Here is a 21,246-nt window from a genome sequence, read left to right as displayed (position 1 = left end):
CCCTGCCGCCATGACTGACGAATCCCGCATCTGGACCGCCGCGCTTGTCGTGGTCGGAGACGAAATCCTCTCCGGCCGCACGCAGGACAAGAACATCGCGCAAGTCGCGACATGGCTCGGCGTGCAGGGTATCCGCCTGCGCGAGGTGCGGGTCGTACCTGACGATATGGCGGCGATCGTTGAAGCGGTGAACACACTGCGCGTCCGCAATGACTATCTGTTCACCACCGGCGGCATTGGCCCCACGCATGACGACATCACCGTGGACGCGGTTGCCGAAGCCCTCGGCGTGGAAGTCGTCATCCACCCGAAGGCGCGCGCCATTCTCGAAAGCTATTATGCCTCGCGCGGTGGCCTGAACGACGCACGCCTGCGCATGGCGCGCGTGCCCGATGGCGCTGACCTGATCGAGAACCGCGTATCAGGCGCGCCCGGCATCCGCGTCGGCAACGTGTTCCTGATGGCAGGCGTGCCGGGCATCACTGCGCAGATGCTTGATGGCCTGACCGGCCAGCTCGAAGGCGGATTGCCCCTCCTGTCCACGACTGTCGGCTGCTGGGTGGCCGAAAGTGAAATTGCCGACCTTTTGCGCGAGACGGAACAGGCTTTCGAAGGCGTGCAGATCGGCAGCTATCCGTTTTTCCGCGAGGGGAAAACCGGCGCGAACTTCGTTATCCGCTCGGTCAGCGAAAGCCAGCTCAAGGCTTGCGCTCACAAGCTGGAAGAGGGTCTTGCGGAAATCGGCCGCTTCCCGGTCACTGGCGGAATCTGACAATGCTTACGCGCCGCCTCGCCATTCTGGCCCCGCTTGCCGTCCTGCTGATTGCCGCAGCACCTGTGAAAAAGCGCGTGGCATCGCCCCGGCCGCCCGCGCCCGCCTATCCTGCGCCTTCGACTGCCCCCTTGCCCGACAAGGTGCGCGTCGCTCTGGATACCGAGGCCGGGCGCATCGTGGTCGAAGTTGACGTTAGGCACGCCCCTGCCAGCGCCACCAACTTCGTCCGCTACGCCGAGACGCGGCGCTTTGACGGCACGGTGTTCTATCGCGCCATGCACCTGCCCTGGGGTGAACAGCCAAACGGCCTGATCCAAGCCGGCACCCGGGGTGATCCGAAGCGCAACCTGCCGCCCATCGCGCACGAACCCACCAACGTGACCGGCATCCTGCACAAGTCCGGCACGCTATCCATGGCGCGCTACGCGCCCGGCACGGCCACCGGCGATTTCTCGATCATGGTGTCGGATCAGCCCGGTCTCGATGCCCAGCCGGATTCCGCCGATCCTGAAGCCAAGGCCGGTTATGCTGCATTCGGACAGGTCGTCGAAGGCATGGACGTGGTAAAGGCGATTTTCGCTGCCCCGATCTCGGAAACAGAAGGCGAAGGCATCATGCGCGGACAGATCTTGGCCAAGCCGGTCAAGATCCTGACGGCCCGTCGCCTGCCAGAGACTGCACCTGCCCCTGCGCCCTGAGCCTGCGTTTGCAGCGACATTCTGCTTGTTGCTGGCAGGGTGCGCCGGATCGGCTGAGCGGGCGCGTCTTGAGCAAACTCTCGCTGCCAATGATAGTGCTACCGTGGCGCTGGGTCAGTGGTGCGCAGCCAGAAACATCGCACAGCCGCCGACCATCCGCGCAGTCGCGGACCGGTCGGAACGAATTCCGGCACCTGCGCACGTCCGCATGGCCCTCGGCGTCGGTCCCGAAGAGCCGATAGTCTATCGCCACGTGCGCCTCACCTGTGGCGACACTGTTCTGTCTGTCGCCCACAACTGGTACGTGCCGGCTCGCTTGAGCCAAGCGATGAACCAGACGCTCGAGAGCACTGACATCCCATTCGGCAAGGTCGTTGCCCCGCTCGGCTTTCATCGCGAGCGTTTGAGCCAGATGCGCGGGCGCATGGAGGAGTGTCCGACAGGCACGATCTTGTCACATCGCGCCGTGCTTCGCCCAGCCGATGAGCGCGCCATCAGCCTCGTCATCGAATGCTACACCCGCGAGAACATCAATCCCGCGAGGGGTTGACCGTCCAGTCGCCAACGGCTCCTTCCATTGCCGCTTCGGCATAGGCTTCGAGTTCGCGCCAATGCCGGTCCCAGCCGGGGCCTCGCTTTTCCGGCGGAATCACCGCCTCCACTTGCTGGCGAGCAACGGTTACCGGGTTCTGCGAGGCTTCGGATTCAGGCATCCCTCGCTCCTAGACGCCTTCCGCAGACAGAAAAAGGGCCGGAGAGGTTTCCCTCCCCGGCCTTCTTTTTCCTAGCCCAAGGCAGCTGAAATCAGCCGCCGTGCACTTCAGCCACATCGACCTTGAGGCCGGGGCCCATCGACGAGGACAGACCGACCTTGCGCAGGTACTTGCCCTTGGCGCCGGCAGGCTTTGCCTTGACGATCGCATCGACGAAAGCGTCAAAGTTGGCACGCAGCGCTTCGTCCGAGAACGAGAGCTTGCCGATGCCGCCGTGGATGATGCCGGCCTTTTCGACGCGGAATTCGATCTGGCCGCTCTTGGCTGCCTTGACCGCATCAGCGACGTTCGGGGTGACGGTGCCGAGCTTCGGGTTCGGCATCAGGCCCTTGGGACCCAGCACCTTGCCGAGGCGACCGACGATGCCCATCATGTCGGGCGTCGCGATCACGCGGCCGTAGTCGAGGTTGCCAGCCTGCATGTCTTCGAGCAGGTCTTCGGCACCGACCTTGTCGGCACCGGCGGCAAGAGCCGCTTCAGCCTTGTCGCCACGGGCGAACACGGCGACCTTGACGTCTTTGCCAGTGCCCGAAGGCAGCGTGACCATCCCGCGGACCATCTGGTCGGCGTGGCGCGGATCGACGCCGAGGTTCAGCGAGACTTCAAGGCTCTCGTCGAACTTGGCGCTCTTGAGGTCCTTGAGCAGCTTGATCGCGTCGTTGACGGAATAGAGCTTCTGGTTGTCGCCCAGCTTTTCGGCCAGCGACTTCTGCTTCTTGGTCAGGTTGGCCATGTGATCAGCCCTCCACCACGGTGAGGCCCATCGCGCGCGCGGAGCCTTCGATGATCTTCGTTGCGGCTTCGATGTCGTTCGCGTTCAGGTCCTTCATCTTGGCCTGGGCGATTTCCGCCAGCTGCGAACGCTTGATCGAACCGGCCGAAGCCTTGCCCGGGGTCTTCGAACCCGACTTGATGCCAGCGGCCTTCTTGATGAAGAAGGTGGCGGGCGGGGTCTTGGTCACGAACGTGAACGAGCGGTCGGCATAAACCGTGATCACGGTCGGAAGCGGCGTGCCCTTCTCGACTTCCTGCGTGGCAGCGTTGAACTGCTTGCAGAATTCCATGATGTTGACGCCGCGCTGACCCAGTGCCGGACCGATCGGCGGAGCGGGCTTCGCTTCACCGGCTGCAACCTGCAGCTTGATATAGCCTTCAATCTTCTTGGCCACGTTGGGCCTCCTTTCTTCCTGTTGGCAGGGCTTGTTCAGCCCCGACCTCAGAGTGAGCGGTCAAACGCCCCGGAACCGGGACTCCCGCACGGAATCACCACCCGTTCAGGCAGCGAAGCGCGGGCCGATAAGGCTATCGGCCGGCAAATGCAAGTGATTGCGGATCAGCCGCGAACGAGTTCGACTTCCTCGAAGCCCAGTTCCACCGGCGTCGCACGACCGAAGATCGAGACCGAGACCTTCACGCGGCTCTTGTCGAAGTCCAGTTCCTCGACGATGCCGTTGAACGAAGCGAACGGGCCGGCGTTGACCTTGACCGAATCGCCGATCTCGTAGTCGACCACCACGCTCTTGCGCGGTTCGGCCGCTGCCTGCTCGCGGGCCCCAAAATAGCGGGCGGCTTCCTTGTCGGAAATCGGCTGTGGCTTGTTGTTGGTGCCGAGGAAGCCCGTCACCTTCGGCGTGTTCTTGACGAGGTGATAGATGTCGTCGTTCATCGCCAGCTTTGCCAGCACGTAGCCCGGCATGAACTTACGCTCGACCTGAACCTTCTTGCCGCGCTTCACTTCAGTGACGGTCTCGGTCGGCACTTCGACCGCTTCGACCAGTTGCGAAAGTCCGATGCGCTCGGCCTCGGAAATGATCGCTTCCTTCACCTTGTTCTCGAAACCGGAATAGGCGTGAATGATGTACCAGCGGGCCATATCTTTGTTCTCTTTGGTCCTGGAGGTTGGTCTGATCAGGCGAGCGAAAGCAGGAAGCGGACGATTGCACTGAACAGCGAATCGATACCGAGGAAAAACACCGCGAGGATCAGCATCATGATGCCGACGAAGATCGCCGTGGTCGTCGTCTCCTGACGGGTTGGCCACACGACCTTGCGCGCTTCCGCCTTCACCTGGTTGAAGAACTCGCCGGGGCTGGTCTTGGCCATTGCTCTCGTGCCTTGCTTGCTGCGGCCCTAGCCGCGTTGAAACTAACCGCGTGAAATCTCGTTTCTTCCAGCTAGGGGTCATCGCCGCCCCGGACAAGTCCGGGAGGGGCTGGCGATTTTCCGATGTCGGAAGTTCCGTTCATTTAGTCCGCATGGGCCGCGATGGCAAGGGCACGTGTGGGATGGGTCGCTCCACGCACCCGACAGACGGCGCTTCGTATCGGAACGGCAGTTCCCGCGCCTCGTTTAGAGCCTGTATCCAACAGGGACCGTTTTCACGGGGGCGAAGAGGAAACACGCCATGAAAGAGATAATTCTCCCGCTGGCCGCACTTGCCATGGCAGGCGCTGCACATGCCCAAAGCGGTCAGATCAATGCCGGTGGATCGGCCAGCGCCGTAGCGCAGACATCAGTCGGCAACGGCTCTGCAAACGCAAATACCGGCCTAGGCGCTGATGTCAGCGCGTCCGACAAGGGCATTGGCGGCGAAGTGTCGACCAAGGCGCAAGTGCGAAATGACGTCCGGGCCGACAAGAGGGTGGCTGACAGAGCCGAGCGAAAGGCGGACGCCACTGCACAGCGCACCGAACGCGCCGCAAAACGGACAACTGGGCGCGTGAAGGAACGCGCCAACGATACGCTTGATGATGTGGCAACATCCGGCGCGGTCGATTCGGCAGTTTCCGGTCGGGGCACGCTCGGAGGCAGTCTAGGCCAAGCCGGCGCCGGGCTAGGCGGAACCGTGGGTGCCATGGGCCACGCGGGTGGCGGGCTCGGTAGCATCAGCCGCAACTGACGCCATTTGTCATACAAAGAAAGGGCGGGCCCTCGCGGCTCGTCCTTTTTTGTGCCGAGTTCGTCGGCATATCATCAGATGGACTGGCATTGCTATTCTGCAGTGGTAGTCTTTGCCAATCTCAGGCGAACCAGACGCATGAGACGAAACTCGGGGTGGCATGCAACCGCGTGCCGCCCCTTTTTGTGGCTTGTTGGCTATCTGGGCCTCGCCCCCGGCGGCGAAGCCCTGCCCAGCCGCCTGCCGCCACTATCCCAGGTCAAGACAGGAGCCATCGCCGCGAGGCCCAGTCTGCCATGTGGCGCAAAATCTCCGCGCTGAGCGTCTACGAAGAGGTCCGCCTCAGTGCCGCCCGTCTCGGTATCGATAGCTCCGGCGGGCACGCGAGGATCCCGGAACAGGTAATTCCTTGTCAGACGGATCGCAGGCTGTGCGGGACCCAACCATTGCAGGCCTCCCAGCACATTGTTGGTCCAGAGACAGTAACGGTCGGCACGGAAGCCTCCGGCTGTGCGGAGCACCCACCCTTGCGTCATCGAGTTGTGCGCAAAGACGACGTGCGACTTCGGCCCCTTGCGATCCAGCTGCGAAAAGAAATGGTCGCGCCTGTTGTAACCGGTCGACCCGGGCTTTCCATGGAAGCAGTTCTCCACGAAAATGAAATCCTGCGATGGTGATACGGAGGAGATGAAGAAGCACTGACCGGCAAAGTTGGTGATGACGTTTCCTGCCACGACGACGTTCTCGGTCGTCCAGGCGGCGGGAGTGTTCTGCTGATAGAAGTCGCCGTGGTAATCGAACATGGTCACCAGCTCGAGTGGCGCATCCCGGCAATCCATCTCGGCAAAGCCCGCACCCTTGCCCCCGACGCGCGACAGTACGCTCGCCCGGCGTGTGTCATCGTGCAGGATTGCGGACCAGTCCGGCAGCGAATTGATCCAGCGGGCAACCGACGAGTTCCTGCCCGCCGCTACCGTGTAGAACCGGTCGGTGGTGAACGTCCCCACCACTTCGCCGTCGACGCGCGCAGTGAAGACCCGTCTGGCCGCGTTGTTGTCGCCTGAAAGCTGCAGCGTGGCCTTTTTTCCCTGCCCGGCATATCGCACGGTCAGGGCGGGCACATCCTTGGCCCAGTCGATGTAGGCATCGTAGTCATCGAAGCGGCTGCCGATCACGCACTGCGCCTCGCTGACGGCATCGGCAAAGCAACGCGTGAACTTGCAGCCGCGCACAAGGCTTGCACCGTTGGCCGTGGTTGGCAGGTCCGAAACACTGCACTCGGTCAGCCATGGTTGCCCACTGGCGAATCCGCCCGGACGAGGACCTCCGAGCCTTTGCAGAAGCTGCCCGCGCCCTTGGGAGTTGATCACCCGAACGCCATCGTACCAGTACTGATTGCCCTTGCGCTCGTAGAAGTAGCGATCGGCCGTGGCCATATCGAGGGTGATGTTCGGTCCCTTGAACCGGATGCCCGAATAACGCGGCCGAGGCGTCGCATCGGTGTGCTCGCGGGTGCCGATGATCGTCACCGGAACCGTTGCCTCTATGGTGACGTAACCCTTGGCGGTCACATAGGCACTGGCACCGCGCAAGGATCCGAAAAGATAATCATCTCGCCGTTCGACTATGCGGATAAGCGGACGGTGGCTCCGTCGCTCGGCACAGAACTGCAGGGCGTCGACAATGCTCTGGTACCGTCGCCCGGGCAAAACAGCCCGGGAAGGCGCCACTTCCAGTTCAAGATCATGGACAGTACTGCTTGGCAAGAACAGGTACGGACCGATCACCCGGTTCTGCATCGTCGCGTCGCGAGGCTTGGCCTCGACATAGAGCTGCGCCTCGCCATGACGGCCATCGTTCAGCAGCGCGCACCACCAGCCGAGATAGCTGACGACTTCTCCACTGGCCGCAGTGAATGTGTAGACGCTCGGCTCGGTCAGCACCTGCGTGCCACCTTCATAATGGAAAGTGACACTTTCAAGCCCGCAGTTCAGCAGCTCGCCCATGTTGTTGGCGAACGCAGCAACACCGACGACGAGATGGTCGGAAAATGCTTGATTGGGAGGAACGATCAACCGGCACGCCGGCTTGGCAGTTGTCCTTGGTGGATCCGAAGGAGCGTTTGCAAAGCCGCTACCGGCAACGCCAGCCCATCGGCGCAACGGGCGGACTGACGCGTATGCCGCGTGGCCGTCAATCTGTAGCCGATTCTTCAGGGTGGCCGCGGTGTCGGCGTCGAAGCGGTCCAAACCCTGCCCCCGGACAACGCCAGCAGCCACCACCCGGGCGCCCGCCGTCCCTGCCAATAGCACTGCGAGCACAGACCTGCGGTTGACGATGAAGCTGGATGAACGCTGATCGGAGCTTTGAGTCACAAAGCTGATCTAGGATGCGTGAAGCGAATCAACCAGCGGCCTGATGCCGAAGATCGATATCTCTAGGCCAAGATGAAAGAAATCTGCGCCGGTCTCATCCGCGCCGGGCCCGCCGCGATGCGGCGAGAGTGGCAGGAGTGGGGGGACTCGAACCCACGGCCCTCGGTTTTGGAGACCGATGCTCTACCAACTGAGCTACACTCCTGTACTCTGACCGGCCCCTTAAAGGCTTGACGCGGGGAGCGCAACCGACCGAAACACATTATTGTCATCATGGCCCGAAATGATCCCCACACCATCCCGCCAGAGCTTCTGCTCAAGGCCTATCGCGCGGGCATCTTCCCGATGGCGGACAGCCGTGACGATCCCGAAGTCTTCTGGGTAGAGCCGCGCATGCGCGCGATTCTGCCGCTCGATGGCTTCCATCTCTCCAGATCGCTCGCCCGCACACTGCGGCGCGGCAAGTTCACGGTCACCTGCAACGCTGCCTTCGAAGCCGTGATCGATGCCTGCGCCGCTCCCCGCCCGGGGGCCGACGAAAGCTGGATCAGCACGCGCATCCGCGAAAGCTACATCGGCCTGCACGAACATGGCCACGCCCACTCGATCGAATGCTGGAGCGAAGGACGTCTTGTGGGAGGCCTCTACGGCGTCGGCTTCGCGCGAGTGTTCTGTGGCGAATCGATGTTCAGCCGCAAGACCGACGCTTCGAAGGTCGCGCTGGCGTGGCTTGTGGCGGCGTTGCGGCGAATCGGGGCCGAACTGCTGGATTGCCAGTTCACCACCTCGCACCTCGCCTCGTTGGGCGCGGTGGAGATGCCGCAAAGCCAGTACCTGCAACTCCTGTCGCAGGCGCAGCGGCCTTATTCCTCAGGCGAGGTATCCGCCGCACGGGCGCTGGCCGATGCAGTAGCCGACGGACTTGCGACCGGGGCCGGCGAAGCCGCCGTGCTCGGGCTGCCAGCCGGATTTGCCGCGCTGCGCGACGATGCCAGCGGCTCTTCCTCGCCGGGGAACGTCATCGCGCAGTCCTTGACCCAGACGTCATAGACCGAATGCTCGACGACGTTGAGCGAAGGCGCATTTCTGAACAGCCAGCCGGAAAAGACCTTGTGCCAGGCTAGTGGCTGCTCGGTAGTCGCGCGCTCTTCCACATACAACTGGACGAAGGCCCCGATCTCCGGCGGGTCTTCCCAGGGCGCAGTCTTCTCGCAGGTGGCAAGCTTGACGATGGCATTGCCGATGCGCCGCGATTCGCCGCTCTTGAGGACAATGTCCTGCGTGATGTTGTTGCGCTTGTTGAGAAAGCCCAGCGTTGCCACGCGATCCTTGATCGGCGTGCCGAACTCGCTCTCCACTGCCGCGCCGGATGCACTGGCGATGGCAGAACCGGTCTCGGTCGCTTCAGGTGGCGGTGGTGGTGCCTTGTCGCCACAACCGGCAAGCGCCAGCAGGCCCGCAATCGCGAGTGCCCGCCGAGCCGCCGACGCGACCGATGGCATCAGGCTTCCGGAACCCAGGCTTCGTAGTCGCCCGTTGCCGCCGCGCGCTTTCCGCCACGCTCCAGCGCGCCTTGCGGGCGATAGGCGTTGACCGTGCCGGTGGCGTTGGGCGTGTAGTCCACTTCCCAGATTCGTGCGGGCGGCAGGTTGCTTTCAGGCACCCCGTCGAACGACCCGTGCAGCCAGCCGTGCCATTCCGAAGGCACGCGGCTGGCGTCGTTCGCGCCGTTGTAGATTACCCAGCGACGCTCACGCCCGGCAAAGGGGTGGCCCTTGGGATAGGGCTTCTTCGCGCGGAAGTACTTGTTGCCTTGCGCGTCGGTGCCCACCTGCTCGCCATTCAGCGCGCTGAACAGCATGGTGGTGACGGTGGCACCATTCCACCATGTGAAGATCTTGCCGAGGATGCTCATGGTACCTGCCTTGGATATTTGGCGCGCTTAGCCGGTGATGGGGGGAGTCGGCAAGCGCGTTGATGCGCCTGCCTATCAGTTACCATTCAACCTTGTCGCCCGCCTTGATCCCGAGCTTCGCCGCAAGCCCGCCATTTATCTCAAGCACGGCAAGCGTCGGTCCGGCAGCCGGAAGGGGCGTCTCGTCATAGGGCACGGCGTTCGCCGCAATGTTCAGGATGCGATGGTCGGTGCCGATGAAGATGATGTCGAGCGGAATCACCGTATTGCGCATCCAGAACGCCGCAATGTCAGGCGGATTGCGCAGGAAGATCATGCCCTCGTCATTGCCCAGCGCGGTGCGGAACATCAGGCCCTTGGCCTGCTCGGCCGACGTGCGCGCGACTTCCGACTTGAAAACGTGCGCTGTCTTGCCGCTGGTCACGGTCACAGGCTGAATCTGCAGGCCCGAAACCGGGTGCACCGCAGGCGTCGCAGTCTGTGCAGGCGCCTTGGCTCCGGCATCCGCCGCGCCCGGAGAGCACCCCGCGATCATCGCGAGGGCAGCAAATGCAATAATTCTAGTCGCCTGCTTCATCGGTCCACTCTTCCAGAGCCTCTTGGCTCAACGCATTCACCACCGCGCGCGCATGCGCAAGAGGGTGTCCAGCCCTTAGCATGGCAGCCACCTGCTTTTCGCGAGTTGCCGGGTCAAGCCTCTCCCCGGTGCCGAACGGGCCGAACCGCCGCTTGCGCGCCATGACCAGAGCCGCCCGCCGTCGTTCCACCTCGCTGCCCCGCGCGTCTTCCCGCAAGGGTTCGGCAATGCCTGCCGCACCCAAGGCCTGATCGATACGCCTGGCGCCATAGCCTCGCCGGAGCAGCCCTTGCGCCTTGCCCCGCGCATACATGGCATCGTCGATGTATCCCAGCTCCACGAACCGCGCGACGATTCCGGCGATGTCGGCCTCGCCCTCACCTTCCCAGCCCCGTTCGCGCAGCTTGCGCCGCAGATAGTCCGAAAGCTTGCCCGCGCTTGTCGCAAAGCGTGCAACGTAAGACAGCGCGAGGTCGTCAAGCCGCCGCGCATCGAGCGGCCTTGGCGGCCTGCGCTCCCTGCGTTCTCCGCCACGATCTGGGGAATTGCGATCCATTCGCCACATTCGTGCCACAGTCGCGACTAAATGAGAACGTCCGTACCGTGGTGGCGTTGTTTTCGCGTCACGGACCAGTAATGGGCCGTCCGAAGCTAATGGACCGTTCATCGGCGGGCACGCAAAGGCCCGCAGGACGAATGAAGATAACATCGGGGTATCGCATGACTGTTTCGAACGCTGTCGCTGAAAAGGCGGCTCTCGTTCCCACACCCAATCTCGACGTGCAGCCACGTCGGTATTCGGAGTTCGACACGTTCTGCGACGCGCTCGACTACGCCGCAAAGGGCGTGCTCGGGTTCAACTTCCACGATCCGCGCGGCACACTTTCGCGCGTCTATCCCTATTCCGAACTGCGCGAAGATGCGCTTGTCGCCGCGCGCCGCCTCGTCGCCATGGGCGTTGCCCCCGGTGATCGCGTGGCCCTCGTGGCAGAGACAGGTCCTGAATTTGCCGCTATCTTCTGCGGCGCGATGTACGCTGGCGCATGGCCGGTCCCGCTTCCCCTGCCAACCAGCTTCGGCGGCAAGGAAAGCTATATCGACCAGCTCGCCGTACAGCTTGGCAGCTCGGACCCGAAGATGCTTCTCTATCCCGGCGAGATCGCCGAGATGGCCGCTGCCGCCGCCGCCCGCCAGGGTTGCAAGGGTCTCTCCTGGGCGGAATTTGACGCTGGTGACATGTCCGACGCGCCGCTGCCCAAGCCCGATCCGGAGGCGATCAGCTACCTTCAGTATTCCAGTGGCTCGACCCGCTTCCCCCACGGCGTCGCCGTTACCCACCGCGCCCTGCTCGCCAATCTGGCAGGCCACGCCCACGGCATGAGCATCGCGGACCCGGACCGCGCGGTATCATGGCTGCCCTGGTATCACGACATGGGCCTTGTCGGCTGCTTCCTCTCGCCGATCGCCAATGGCGTCTCGGTCGACTACCTCAAGACTGAGGATTTCGCCCGCCGTCCGCTCGCGTGGCTCGATCTGATCAGCCGCAACACCGGCACGACGCTCTCCTATTCTCCAACCTTCGGCTACGACATCTGCGCGCGTCGCATCTCGAGCCAGACCCACGTCTCTGACCGTTTCGACCTGTCGCGCTGGCGCGTGGCCGGCAACGGGGCCGACATGATCCGCCCTGACGTGATGCAGAACTTCGTCAACGCCTTTGCCGATGCCGGCTTCAAGGCCGAGGCCTTCCTGCCGAGCTACGGCCTTGCCGAAGCGACGCTGGCGGTCACCATCATGCCGCCGGGCGAAGGCATCCGCGTCGAACTGGTCGAGGAAGAGCGTCTTTCGGGCACGCCGCGCGATCTGTCCCGCCCTGCCCGCTATCGCGCCATGGTCAACTGCGGCGTTCCGGTGCGCGGCATGGAGGTCGCCATCCGGGGCGAGAGCGGCAATGTTCTGGCCCACCATCACATCGGCAAGGTCTGGTGCCGCGGATCGTCGGTCATGCACTCTTACTTCCGCGATGCCGAAGCCACCGATGCCTGCATGGTCGATGGCTGGCTCGATACTGGCGACATGGGCTACGTCGACGAGAAGGGCTATCTGTTTATCGTCGGTCGCGCCAAGGACATGATCATCATCAACGGCAAGAACCACTGGCCGCAGGACATCGAATGGGCCGTCGAACAGCTCCCCGGCTTCCACCAGGGTGACATTGCCGCCTTCTCGGTCGAAACCGAGAACGGCGAGGAAGCCCCCGCCGTGCTGGTCCATTGCCGCGTCTCGGACCCTGCCGAACGCATCAAGCTGCGCGACCAGATCCGCGACAAGGTCCGCTCGATCACCGGGATGAACTGCGTGGTCGAACTCGTGCCTCCCCGCACGCTGCCGCGCACCAGCTCGGGCAAGCTCAGCCGCGCAAAGGCCAAGAAGCTTTACCTTGCCGGAGAGATCGCGCCGTACCAGCTCGCGGCCTGATCGTTCCGAAGCGGCACGCGTGCCAATCTTAAAAGCTTGACGAAATTGTCATCTTCCGATTCCTTGGGCGGCGGGGAATTGGGAGAGGGCATATGGCAACGGCAAACCTGCCGACCGACGAGACGCCGCACGAGCTTTCAGGTGTCGTGATCGGCTGGAAGCATCGCGCTTTCGCGCGCAACATCCACCTTACCGTGCAGTCGACCAGCAAGGCGCGACCTACGCCAGATGCTGTCGACACGCACCACCTGCTGATGACCCGCAACCAGGCCATGCTGCTCGCCAATTACCTGATGCGCGCCACCGGCCAGGAACTCCCTGACCGCCGCCCCAGCCTGTGGCAGAGGCTGTTCGGTTAGGGTTAGTTGGTTCCAGTTGCAATGCGCCACTGCCCATCGCGGAACCGGTAGATGTTTGGCGAGATGCAACGCTGCTGCGCCGCACAGTCGTCGGCTACAGTCTTCGAAAACCGTTGCAGTCCTTCTCCGTCAGGCATCAGGCCGACGAAGACGAAGCCATCCGAAACGGCCGTTACGAACAGATCGGGACCAAGCTCCCTCGCCAACTCGGCAAATCCGTCTCGCTGCACCAGCAAACTGCCAAGATACTCGTACTCCTCAAACGCCACCGCATTTTCTCGTAGTTGCTCTACTGTCGGCAGGGGCGGAAGTTTCTCGGCTGTCTGCCGCTCGGCAATGCGCCACGCCTCGTCTTCCGAGATCGAGAGTTTCTTCAAAGCCTCGGGTCCTGCAAGGGCGATCGTCTCGGGTGAATCGAGTACCAGAAACTCGTACAGATCATCACCGATCTGACGAGCGTAAGCATCCATTGCCTTGGCAGCGGGTCTATAGCCCTGCGATGAGGGGCCTCTCACGTAGTCGTAATAGACCTGATCTCGTACGGTAACCCGAAGATCGCTGAGTTTGCCTTCGGGTGGCCGAAGGGCCGATTTGCGCGCGAACTCTTCCTTGGCATCCTTGCAATCGGATTTCGCGACCGCCTGACAATAGGTCCAGATGCGGCCGATGTTGACGATCCGATCGTCGTCCTCGCCGGGAAAATCGATGCGGATTTCCTGCCAGTCATCTCCGGACGTCTTCACCTCGCCAGTAGGGTGAGCCTTACCAACGAGACGAACCATATCCTTGATGAAGGCGTCCTGTCCCTCTTCTGCGAACCCCGCCGTGGGCAGGACCAGGAAAGCGGCAACTGACAAGAGCTTCCGGAGGATCATGAGAACGCCTTCACGCAAGGGAATTTGCAGAGTGCCGGTACGCCCAGCTTCTGTCCACGCAAGTTGATCAGATTCCATCCGCTGCGGACACTGTTATCAGGGCTTCCCTAATCGCGCGATTAAGGTCACTCTAGCTCTTGGAACTCCACGTAGATCGGAGCCGGGAGAGGACATGCTTTCATCTCACTTCCGCCGTGCGCTGGTCGCCGGTGTATCGCTTCTGCTGCTCGCCCGTCCAGCCTTAGCGGACACGCCCAGCGAAGCCACGCGCAAGGCCAATGCCGCTGCCCTTGCCGAGCTGCCCATGGCTGACACGCGCGACTTCGATTTCGCCTCGCGGGGATTCGTAGCAACACTCAAGGACCCTGTGATCCGTGATGCCGCAGGCAAGCCGGTCTGGGATACATCGGCCTTCGCCTTTGCCAGGGGCGAGGCCCCGGCCACGGTGAACCCCAGCCTCTGGCGTCATGCGCAGGTCCTTGGCAAGGCAGGACTGTTCAAGGTCACTGATCGCATCTGGCAGGTTCGCGGATTTGATGTTGCCAACATCACGTTCGTGCGCGGCGACAAGGGCTGGATCGTGATCGACCCGCTGACCGCAACCGAAACCGCCGCCGCGGCCTATAACCTAATCTCGGAAAAGGTGGCCAAGCTGCCCGTCACCGCGATGATCTACACCCACAGTCATGTCGACCATTTCGGCGGGGCAGGTGGGCTTCTCGCAGCGATGGCCAAGGACGCGCCGATCATCGCACCCGCAGGCTTTACCCGCGCTGCCGTCAGCGAAAACGTGATCGCAGGGCCGGCCATGGGACGCCGCGCGGGATACCAGTTCGGCCTTTCCCTGCCCAAGGGCCCGGAAGGATCGATGGGTTCAGGAATAGGCATGGGCGTTGCTGCAGGTGGCCGCAGCCTTATCCCGCCCACGCGCGAAATCAGCGAGACCGGCACCGAGCTGGTGCTCGATGGCGTGCGAGTCCGCTTCCAGATCACGCCCGGCACCGAAGCGCCTGCCGAGATGAACTTCGGTTTCCCCGACTGGAAAGTCGCCGACCTCGCCGAGAACGCGAACGTCAGCCAGCACAACATCCTCACCCCGCGCGGCGCGGTGATCCGTGACGCGAAGGCTTGGGCCCAGGGCCTGACCGAAGCGATGGATTTCTTTGCGGGTTCAGAAGTGCTGATCACCAGCCACGGTTGGCCCCGCTTTGGCGCTGGCGAGATAGCAGATTATCTCGGCAAGCACCGCGACGCATATGCCTACCTTCACGACCAGACCGTGCGCCTGATGAACAAAGGTCTGACCGGGCCGGAGATCGCCGCAAAGCTCACCCTGCCCCCCGCACTCGCGCAGCAGTGGTATGACCGGCCCTATTACGGCTCCTACAGCTTTAACAGCCGCGCGGTCTATCAGTTCTACATGGGCTGGTACGACGGCAACCCGGCCCATCTCGCCCCGCTACCCCCGGAGGAAGGCGGCCGTCGCTATGTCGAGGCAATGGGCGGCGCGGCCCGCGTCAGGGCACTGGCCGAAGCCGCCTTTGCCAAAGGCGATTATGCCTGGACTGCCGAACTGCTCAACCACGTGATCTTTGCCGACGGAGCCGATGCGGCCGCCAAGGCACTGCTCGCCCGAACCTATCGCCAGCTCGCCTACCAGAGCGAAAATGCCCTGTGGCGCAACATGTATCTGACCGGCGCAAGCGAGCTGGACAACGGCGTTGCGGCGACCGATCCCACAGGTGGTGCCGGGCTGATCAGCCAGTTGCCACCCTCGGACCTGTTCGAAGTGCTGGCCGTCCGGCTCGATCCGGCAAAGGCGACTGACGGTTCGGCATCGCTGGGCTTCGTCTTCCCCGACAAGCAGCAAGACTGGACCGTGACCATAGCCAACGGCGTGCTGGTCCATCGCAAGGGTCTGCGCGATGGCAGGCAGGCCACGCTGACGGTGCGCTATTCAGACCTTTTGGCGGCTCTGTTCGCGGGTCAGCCCTTGGCAGCCAAGGTCGCTTCCGGTGAAGCAACGATTGAAGGGGACCCGACTGCCTTCGCCCGCCTCGTCAGCTGGCTCGACAAACCGGATCCCGCCTTCAATATTGTAACGCCTTAGTTCGGTTTCTTGAGATAGGCGATCACGTTCGCGCGGTCAGCCGCGTTGGGCAGGCCCGCGAAGGCCATCGACGTACCCGGCACAACGGCGGCGGGGCGCGTCAACCATTTGTCGAGCGTGGCGTCATCCCACTTCAACTTGGCCTTCTGCATCGCGGCAGAATACTTGAAGCCCGGTGCTGCGGCTGCCTTGCGGCCTGCAACACCTGCAAGGTTAGGCCCCATCTTGACCCCTGCACCCGGCTGGACCGCATGGCAGGCGATGCAACGCATGAAAACCTTCTTGCCAGCCGCCGCATCCTGCGCGGAAGCGGAGCCACCTACCAGCGCCGCAGCGGCCATGCCTGCAACGATCATCGCACCCTTCAATTTCTTCATTCTTGCACCCTGCCTTGTTTCAATCTCGCCAGAGCCCCACGCTCGAACGCCAAACGATATTGTTGCAGTGGCGCTTTATCCCGCCTGAACGCGTATGCGCCATATCATTTGCGCAACACTTCAAAAAAGGTGGCGATAGGCTAGGGTCGGTCCATGGAAACCCAGCACGTCCGTATGGCTCGCCCGCTTGCCTGCGGCTTCATCGAGAGTCTTGCGGCCCGTTTCGGTCCTGCCTGCCAAACGAGCGAGGCCATCCGCGCGCAACACGGCGCGAGCGAATCGCAGTACTCCACCGTCCTTCCCGACGCGGTGGTCTTTGCAATCTCCACGCAGGACGTGGTCGATTGCGTGAATCTCTGCCGCGATGCCGGCGTCGCAATTGTGCCCTATGGCGCCGGCACCTCGCTGGAGGGGCACACTTTGCCACTGGAAGGCGGGGTCAGCCTCGACCTGACGCGAATGGATGCGGTCCTGAGCGTCAACCATGCCGACTTCGATTGCACGGTGCAGCCCGGTATCCGGCGCGAGGCGCTCAACACCCACTTGCGTGACAGCGGATTGTTCTTCCCGATCGATCCGGGCGCCAACGCCACCATCGGCGGCATGGCCTCCACCCGCGCCTCGGGCACCAATGCCGTGCGCTATGGCACGATGCGCGAGGCCGTACTCGGGCTGGAAGTGGTCACGCCACAGGGCAAGGTGATCCGCACCGGGACGCGCGCCAAGAAATCTGCTGCCGGGTATGACCTGACACGACTTTACATTGGTTCTGAAGGCACGCTGGGCGTGATAACCGCTGTCACGTTGCGGCTCCACCCAGTGCCCGAAGCGATCATGGCCGCGACTTGCCCGTTCGAAAGCCTCGCAGGTGCCATCGAAACGGTCGTCGGGGCATTTCATTGCAGCGTACCGATGGCGCGCATCGAGCTGCTCGATTCCATGCAGATCCGCGCGGTAAACCTGCGCAGCAAGCTCGGCTTGCCGGAAGCGCCGACGCTGTTCTTCGAATTTCATGGCACGCCTGCCGGAGTCACCGAACAGGTGGAAACGGTAAGGGCGCTGGCAGCAGGCAACGGCGGTGGTGAATTCCAGTGGGCCACCCACGCCGAAGACCGCAGCCGCCTGTGGCGCGCCCGGCATGAATCCTATTACGCCGCAGTCAACCTGAGGCCGGGCGCAATCGGGCTGACGACGGACGTCTGCGTGCCGATGAGCCGCCTTGCCGAATGCATCCTCGCCACTCGCGCCGACCTCGACAAATGCAGCGTACCCGCGACGATCCTTGGCCACGTCGGTGATGGAAATTTCCACCTCGTCTTTTCGATCGATCCGAACGCGCCACACGAGATGGCCGAAGTGGAGGCGGTGAATCATCGCATGGTTGCCCGCGCCCTTGCCATGGATGGCACCTGCACGGGCGAGCACGGAGTGGGCTACGGAAAGCAGCAATGCCTTGTCGACGAACTTGGCGAGGACGCGGTGCAGGTCATGCGCACGATCAAGCAGGCGATGGACCCGCAAAACCTGTTCAATCCGGGAAAGATATTCCGGCTTTGAGCCGAATGTAAAATTCTCCCGTCATCCCGGCGTAGGCCGGGAACCAGTACGTCTTGGTCTTGCACGAGAGGTGATGGGCCCCGGCCTTTGCCGGGGCGACGCGACGATCTCAGCTATGGAGTGAGGCGCAAAGCCTCACTCCATCTCGAGGATGATCGCATCCACGGCCAGACTGTCGCCCGCCTTGGCATTGACCGACTTCACCTTGCCCGCCTTCTCGGCACGCAGGATGTTCTCCATCTTCATGGCTTCGACCACGGCCAGCGGCTGCCCCGCTTCCACCATATCGCCCTCGCCAACGTTGAGCGTGACGAGCAGACCCGGCATCGGGCAGATCAGGAACTTCGAAAGATCAGGCGGGATCTTTTCGATCATATGCTGGGTGTAGGACGCGATGTGCGCGGGCAGGACCTGCACCTGATGGATCGCGCCACGCGTGGTGAGCTTGAACCCTGCGCCCGTCGGCTCGACCTTTACTGAAAGCGGCGCATCGTCGATCTCGCAATGCACGATGCGATCGCCCGGCGTGTATTCCAGCGCAAGGTCGATGGCCTTGCCGTCCACCGTCACTTCGTCCTCGTCGAGCGTCACCGCAAAGGTATCGCCGCCGATCTTGACCGCCCATTCGTAAGGCGGATCGAGCTCGTCACCCAGCTGCTGGTCCACGCGGCGCGCGCGGTCGGCACGGGCCGTGGCAAGGAAGCCTGCCAAAGCGGCAAGTGTCTGCTTCAGCTCGTCGGAGGTTGCAGCGCCAGTGAACCCTTCGGGATACTCCTCGGCGATGAAGCCGGTGGTCAGCTCGCCCGAGCGGAAGCGCGGGTGCTGCATGATCGCCGAGACGAAATCGATGTTGTGGCCAAGCCCCTCGATCTCGAACGCATCCAGGGCCGCGATCTGCTTGTCCGCCGCCTCGTCGCGCGTCGGCCCCCAGGTGATCAGCTTGGCGATCATCGGGTCATAGAACATCGAGACTTCGCCGCCTTCATAGACGCCGTCATCCACGCGCACGCCATCAACGCCGCGCCGCCCGTTGGCCTCGCCATCGTCGGTCCAGCCAGCCAGCGGCGGGTTGTAGCGGATCAGGCGCCCGGTCGAGGGCAGGAAGCCGCGATAGGGGTCTTCGGCATAGACGCGATTCTCGATCGCCCAACCGTCGATCTTGATGTCGTCCTGCGTCATCTGCAGCTTCTCGCCATAAGCGACGCGGATCATCTGCTCCACAAGGTCGATGCCGGTGATCGCCTCGGTGACGGGGTGCTCCACCTGCAGGCGGGTGTTCATTTCAAGGAAATAGAAGCTCTCGCCCGTCGGATCAGCACCCGAGACGATCAGTTCCACCGTGCCTGCCGAATAATACCCCACCGCGCGGGCCAGCGCGACGCACTGTTCGCCCATCGCCTTGCGCATCTTCGGGGTGACGAACGGCGAAGGCGCTTCTTCCACCACCTTCTGGTGGCGGCGCTGGATCGAGCATTCACGCTCGTTCAGGTAAAGAATGTTGCCGTGCTTGTCGCCGAGGATCTGGATCTCGATGTGGCGCGGGTTGAGGATGAACTTCTCGATGAACACGCGATCATCGCCGAACGAGTTCAGGCCCTCGCGCTTCACCGCTTCAAAGCCCTCGCGCACGTCCTTCTCGTTGTAGGCGAGGCGCATGCCCTTGCCGCCACCGCCGGCCGAGGCCTTCATCATCACCGGATAGCCGATCTCGTCCGAGATGCGCACCGCGTGTTCGGTATCCTCGATCTCGCCGACGAAGCCGGGCACAACGTTGACGCCTGCCTGCTTGGCCAGCTTCTTGGACTCGATCTTGTCACCCATCGCCGCAATCGCGCCGACCGGTGGGCCGATGAATGCGATGTTCTCTGCCGCCAGCGCCTCGGCAAACGAGGTGCGCTCTGACAGGAAGCCATAGCCCGGATGCACCGCCTCGGCGCCCGTCTGCTTGCAAGCCGCGATGATCTTGTCCGCGATGAGGTAGGACTGCGCAGCAGGCGCAGGCCCGATATGCACCGCCTCGTCCGCCATCTGCACGAACGGCGCCCGCGCATCGGCATCGGAATAGACCGCCACCGTCTGAATACCCATCCGACGCGCCGTCTTGATCACACGGCAGGCAATTTCACCACGGTTGGCGATGAGGATTTTCTTGAACATGGGCGATTGCTTTCCGTTTTTCAAATCTGTTCGAGTGCCTGCGCGAGGTCGGCCACGATGTCGTCGATGTGTTCGATACCCACTGAAACGCGCACCGTGTCCGGCCCCGCGCCTGCGGCCACCAGTTCTTCCTCGCCCAGCTGGCTGTGCGTGGTCGAGGCGGGGTGGATGATCAGCGAGCGGGTGTCGCCGATGTTGGCGAGGTGGCTGAACAGCTTGACCGACTGGACGAGCTTCACGCCCGCATCGTGCCCGCCCTTCACGCCGAAGGTGAACACCGCGCCACCCTTGCCGCCAAGGTACTGCCTGGCCAGCTGGTGATAGGGGTCTTTCGGCAGACCTGCGTAGGACACCCAAGCCACCTTGGGGTGGGCCTGCAGCCACTGCGCCAGATGCAGCGCATTGCTGCAGTGCCGCTCCATGCGCAGCGCCAGAGTTTCCATGCCGGTCAGCGTCAGGAACGCGTTCATCGGTGCCATCGACGGCCCAAGGTCGCGCAGGCCAAGCACGCGGCAGCCGATGATGAAGGCGATGGGGCCGACAGGCTTCAGTGCCTCGGTCAGCACCGCGCCATGGTAGCTCGGGTTGGGCTGGGTGAGCGAGGGGAACTTGTCGCTCGCCGCCCAGTCGAACTTGCCCGAATCCACGATCAGGCCGCCGATGGAATTGCCGTGGCCGTTGAGAAACTTGGTGCACGAATGGACGACGATGTCCGCGCCATGTTCGATCGGGCGGCACAAAGCGGGGCTTGCCATCGTGTTGTCGACGATCAGCGGAACGCCCGCCGCGTGGGCGACTTCGGCAATCGCCGCGATGTCCTGCACCACGCCGCCGGGGTTGGCGAGGCTTTCGATGAACACGCCGCGCGTCTTGTCGGTGATCGCGGCGGCAACGGCTGCGGGATCATCTGCATCGACGAACACCGCCTTCCAGCCGAACTTGGCAAAGCTGTGCGCAAACTGGTTGAGCGTGCCGCCATAGAGCTTCTTGGCCGCCACGATCTCGCAGCCCGGCTCCATCAGGGTGTGGAACACGATGAACTGCGCGGCATGGCCCGATGCCACGCCGAGCGCGCCCACGCCGCCTTCCAGCGCCGCGATCTTGGCTTCGAGCGCGGCATTGGTCGGGTTCATGATGCGGGTGTAGATGTTGCCGAACTCGGCCAGCGCGAAGAGATTGGCCGCGTGCTCGGCACTGTCGAACACGTAGCTTGCGGTCTGGTAGATCGGCGTGATCCGCGCCTTGGTGGTCGGATCAGGCTCGCACCCGGCATGGATCGTCAGCGTCTCAAGCTTCTGCGTCATGGCATCTCTCCTCCACC

22 protein-coding genes, 1 tRNA gene and 1 pseudogene are annotated in these 21,246 nt (G+C 63.1%); 9 read left to right on the top strand and 15 right to left on the bottom strand.

Features of this window, described 5'->3' with window-relative positions; genetic code table 11:
* Positions 1-10 precede the first annotated feature (10 nt).
* The 3 genes from IQ25_RS09880 to IQ25_RS09870 all read left to right on the top strand — a co-directional run bounded on the left by IQ25_RS09880 (position 11) and on the right by IQ25_RS09870 (position 2,023).
* A complete protein-coding gene (locus tag IQ25_RS09880; protein WP_144905293.1) occupies positions 11-772 on the top strand; it encodes a competence/damage-inducible protein A in 762 nt (253 codons plus the stop codon).
* A 2-nt stretch (positions 773-774) separates the two neighbouring features.
* Complete coding sequence (locus IQ25_RS09875; RefSeq protein WP_144905291.1) at positions 775-1,473, top strand: peptidylprolyl isomerase; 699 nt, start codon at positions 775-777, stop codon at positions 1,471-1,473.
* 103 nt (positions 1,474-1,576) lie between these two features.
* Positions 1,577-2,023 (top strand): UTRA domain-containing protein, encoded by a 447-nt coding sequence (locus tag IQ25_RS09870; protein WP_144905290.1) that lies wholly within the window; start codon positions 1,577-1,579, stop codon positions 2,021-2,023.
* On the opposite strand, the gene IQ25_RS09865 is transcribed toward IQ25_RS09870, so the two are convergent.
* From IQ25_RS09865 to secE, 5 genes are all read right to left on the bottom strand, one after another.
* A complete protein-coding gene (locus IQ25_RS09865) occupies positions 2,004-2,186 on the bottom strand; it encodes a hypothetical protein (RefSeq protein ID WP_144905288.1) in 183 nt (60 codons plus the stop codon). The two genes, IQ25_RS09870 and IQ25_RS09865, sit on opposite strands and share 20 nt — an antisense overlap.
* 91 nt (positions 2,187-2,277) lie before the next feature.
* On the bottom strand, positions 2,278-2,979 hold the full coding sequence (rplA, locus tag IQ25_RS09860) for a 50S ribosomal protein L1 (protein WP_144905286.1): 702 nt from the start codon (positions 2,977-2,979) through the stop codon (positions 2,278-2,280).
* Between the two features lie 4 nt (positions 2,980-2,983).
* Complete coding sequence (rplK, locus tag IQ25_RS09855) at positions 2,984-3,415, bottom strand: 50S ribosomal protein L11 (RefSeq protein WP_144905284.1); 432 nt, start codon at positions 3,413-3,415, stop codon at positions 2,984-2,986.
* 164 nt (positions 3,416-3,579) lie between these two features.
* On the bottom strand, positions 3,580-4,119 hold the full coding sequence (gene nusG, locus IQ25_RS09850; RefSeq protein ID WP_144905282.1) for a transcription termination/antitermination protein NusG: 540 nt from the start codon (positions 4,117-4,119) through the stop codon (positions 3,580-3,582).
* Positions 4,120-4,154: 35 nt separating this feature from the next.
* Positions 4,155-4,349 carry a preprotein translocase subunit SecE gene (gene secE / locus IQ25_RS09845; RefSeq protein WP_144905279.1) on the bottom strand — a complete coding sequence of 65 codons (195 nt, stop codon included), beginning with the start codon at positions 4,347-4,349 and terminating at the stop codon, positions 4,155-4,157.
* Positions 4,350-4,650: 301 nt separating this feature from the next.
* Between secE and IQ25_RS09840 the strand changes: the two genes are divergently transcribed.
* The gene (locus IQ25_RS09840; RefSeq protein WP_144905277.1) at positions 4,651-5,145 is read left to right on the top strand and encodes a hypothetical protein; all 495 of its coding nucleotides are present in this window, start codon (positions 4,651-4,653) and stop codon (positions 5,143-5,145) included.
* Positions 5,146-5,342: 197 nt separating this feature from the next.
* Here the strand turns inward: IQ25_RS09840 and IQ25_RS09835 are convergent, their stop codons facing one another.
* Entirely contained in the window at positions 5,343-7,220 is a 1,878-nt protein-coding gene (locus IQ25_RS09835; RefSeq protein WP_144905275.1) for a hypothetical protein, read from the bottom strand.
* A gap of 429 nt (positions 7,221-7,649) precedes the next feature.
* Positions 7,650-7,725: transfer RNA gene (locus tag IQ25_RS09830), tRNA-Trp, on the bottom strand.
* A 68-nt stretch (positions 7,726-7,793) separates the two neighbouring features.
* On the opposite strand from IQ25_RS09830, the gene aat reads away from it, so the two are divergent.
* Complete coding sequence (aat, locus tag IQ25_RS09825; protein WP_144905273.1) at positions 7,794-8,570, top strand: leucyl/phenylalanyl-tRNA--protein transferase; 777 nt, start codon at positions 7,794-7,796, stop codon at positions 8,568-8,570.
* Between the two features lie 35 nt (positions 8,571-8,605).
* Here the strand turns inward: aat and IQ25_RS09820 are convergent.
* The 4 genes and pseudogenes from IQ25_RS09820 to IQ25_RS09805 all read right to left on the bottom strand — a co-directional run.
* Positions 8,606-9,022 (bottom strand): annotated as a pseudogene (locus IQ25_RS09820) (DUF2155 domain-containing protein); the annotation flags it as partial.
* Positions 9,022-9,435: an NADH:ubiquinone oxidoreductase subunit NDUFA12 gene (locus IQ25_RS09815; protein ID WP_144905271.1), complete on the bottom strand. Its 414-nt coding sequence runs from the start codon at positions 9,433-9,435 to the stop codon at positions 9,022-9,024. The pseudogene IQ25_RS09820 and the gene IQ25_RS09815, both read right to left, overlap by 1 nt.
* Before the next feature lie 79 nt (positions 9,436-9,514).
* Positions 9,515-10,012: a DUF192 domain-containing protein gene (locus IQ25_RS09810; RefSeq protein WP_144905269.1), complete on the bottom strand. Its 498-nt coding sequence runs from the start codon at positions 10,010-10,012 to the stop codon at positions 9,515-9,517.
* Positions 9,996-10,568 (bottom strand): regulatory protein RecX, encoded by a 573-nt coding sequence (locus IQ25_RS09805; RefSeq protein WP_144905267.1) that lies wholly within the window; start codon positions 10,566-10,568, stop codon positions 9,996-9,998. The genes IQ25_RS09810 and IQ25_RS09805 overlap by 17 nt, the downstream gene beginning before the upstream one ends.
* 164 nt (positions 10,569-10,732) lie before the next feature.
* Between IQ25_RS09805 and IQ25_RS09800 the strand changes: the two genes are divergently transcribed.
* A complete protein-coding gene (locus IQ25_RS09800; protein ID WP_144905265.1) occupies positions 10,733-12,490 on the top strand; it encodes a fatty acyl-AMP ligase in 1,758 nt (585 codons plus the stop codon).
* A 92-nt stretch (positions 12,491-12,582) separates the two neighbouring features.
* A complete protein-coding gene (locus tag IQ25_RS09795) occupies positions 12,583-12,849 on the top strand; it encodes a hypothetical protein (protein ID WP_144905263.1) in 267 nt (88 codons plus the stop codon).
* Positions 12,850-12,851: 2 nt separating this feature from the next.
* Here IQ25_RS09795 and IQ25_RS09790 read toward each other — a convergent pair whose 3' ends face one another.
* Positions 12,852-13,724, bottom strand: a complete 873-nt coding sequence (locus IQ25_RS09790; RefSeq protein WP_144905261.1) for a hypothetical protein — start codon at positions 13,722-13,724, stop codon at positions 12,852-12,854.
* Positions 13,725-13,896: 172 nt separating this feature from the next.
* Here IQ25_RS09790 and IQ25_RS09785 point away from each other — a divergent pair, with 172 nt between their 5' ends.
* The gene (locus tag IQ25_RS09785; RefSeq protein WP_144905259.1) at positions 13,897-15,834 is read left to right on the top strand and encodes an alkyl/aryl-sulfatase; all 1,938 of its coding nucleotides are present in this window, start codon (positions 13,897-13,899) and stop codon (positions 15,832-15,834) included.
* Here IQ25_RS09785 and IQ25_RS09780 read toward each other — a convergent pair.
* Positions 15,831-16,211: a c-type cytochrome gene (locus IQ25_RS09780; RefSeq protein ID WP_407070591.1), complete on the bottom strand. Its 381-nt coding sequence runs from the start codon at positions 16,209-16,211 to the stop codon at positions 15,831-15,833. The genes IQ25_RS09785 and IQ25_RS09780 overlap by 4 nt on opposite strands.
* Before the next feature lie 153 nt (positions 16,212-16,364).
* Between IQ25_RS09780 and IQ25_RS09775 the strand changes: the two genes are divergently transcribed.
* Positions 16,365-17,768 carry an FAD-binding oxidoreductase gene (locus IQ25_RS09775; protein ID WP_144905258.1) on the top strand — a complete coding sequence of 468 codons (1,404 nt, stop codon included), beginning with the start codon at positions 16,365-16,367 and terminating at the stop codon, positions 17,766-17,768.
* Between the two features lie 135 nt (positions 17,769-17,903).
* Here the strand turns inward: IQ25_RS09775 and IQ25_RS09770 are convergent, their stop codons facing one another.
* Positions 17,904-19,925 (bottom strand): acetyl-CoA carboxylase biotin carboxylase subunit, encoded by a 2,022-nt coding sequence (locus tag IQ25_RS09770; RefSeq protein WP_144905256.1) that lies wholly within the window; start codon positions 19,923-19,925, stop codon positions 17,904-17,906.
* A 20-nt stretch (positions 19,926-19,945) separates the two neighbouring features.
* Entirely contained in the window at positions 19,946-21,229 is a 1,284-nt protein-coding gene (locus IQ25_RS09765; protein ID WP_144905254.1) for an O-acetylhomoserine aminocarboxypropyltransferase, read from the bottom strand.
* Between the last annotated feature and the right edge of the window lie 17 nt (positions 21,230-21,246).

The sequence above is a fragment of the Novosphingobium taihuense genome, from assembly GCF_007830315.1.
GTDB lineage: Bacteria > Pseudomonadota > Alphaproteobacteria > Sphingomonadales > Sphingomonadaceae > Novosphingobium > Novosphingobium taihuense.
The sequence above is the reverse complement of the archived record's forward strand: the minus strand, read 5'-3'. Positions and strand labels throughout refer to the sequence as shown.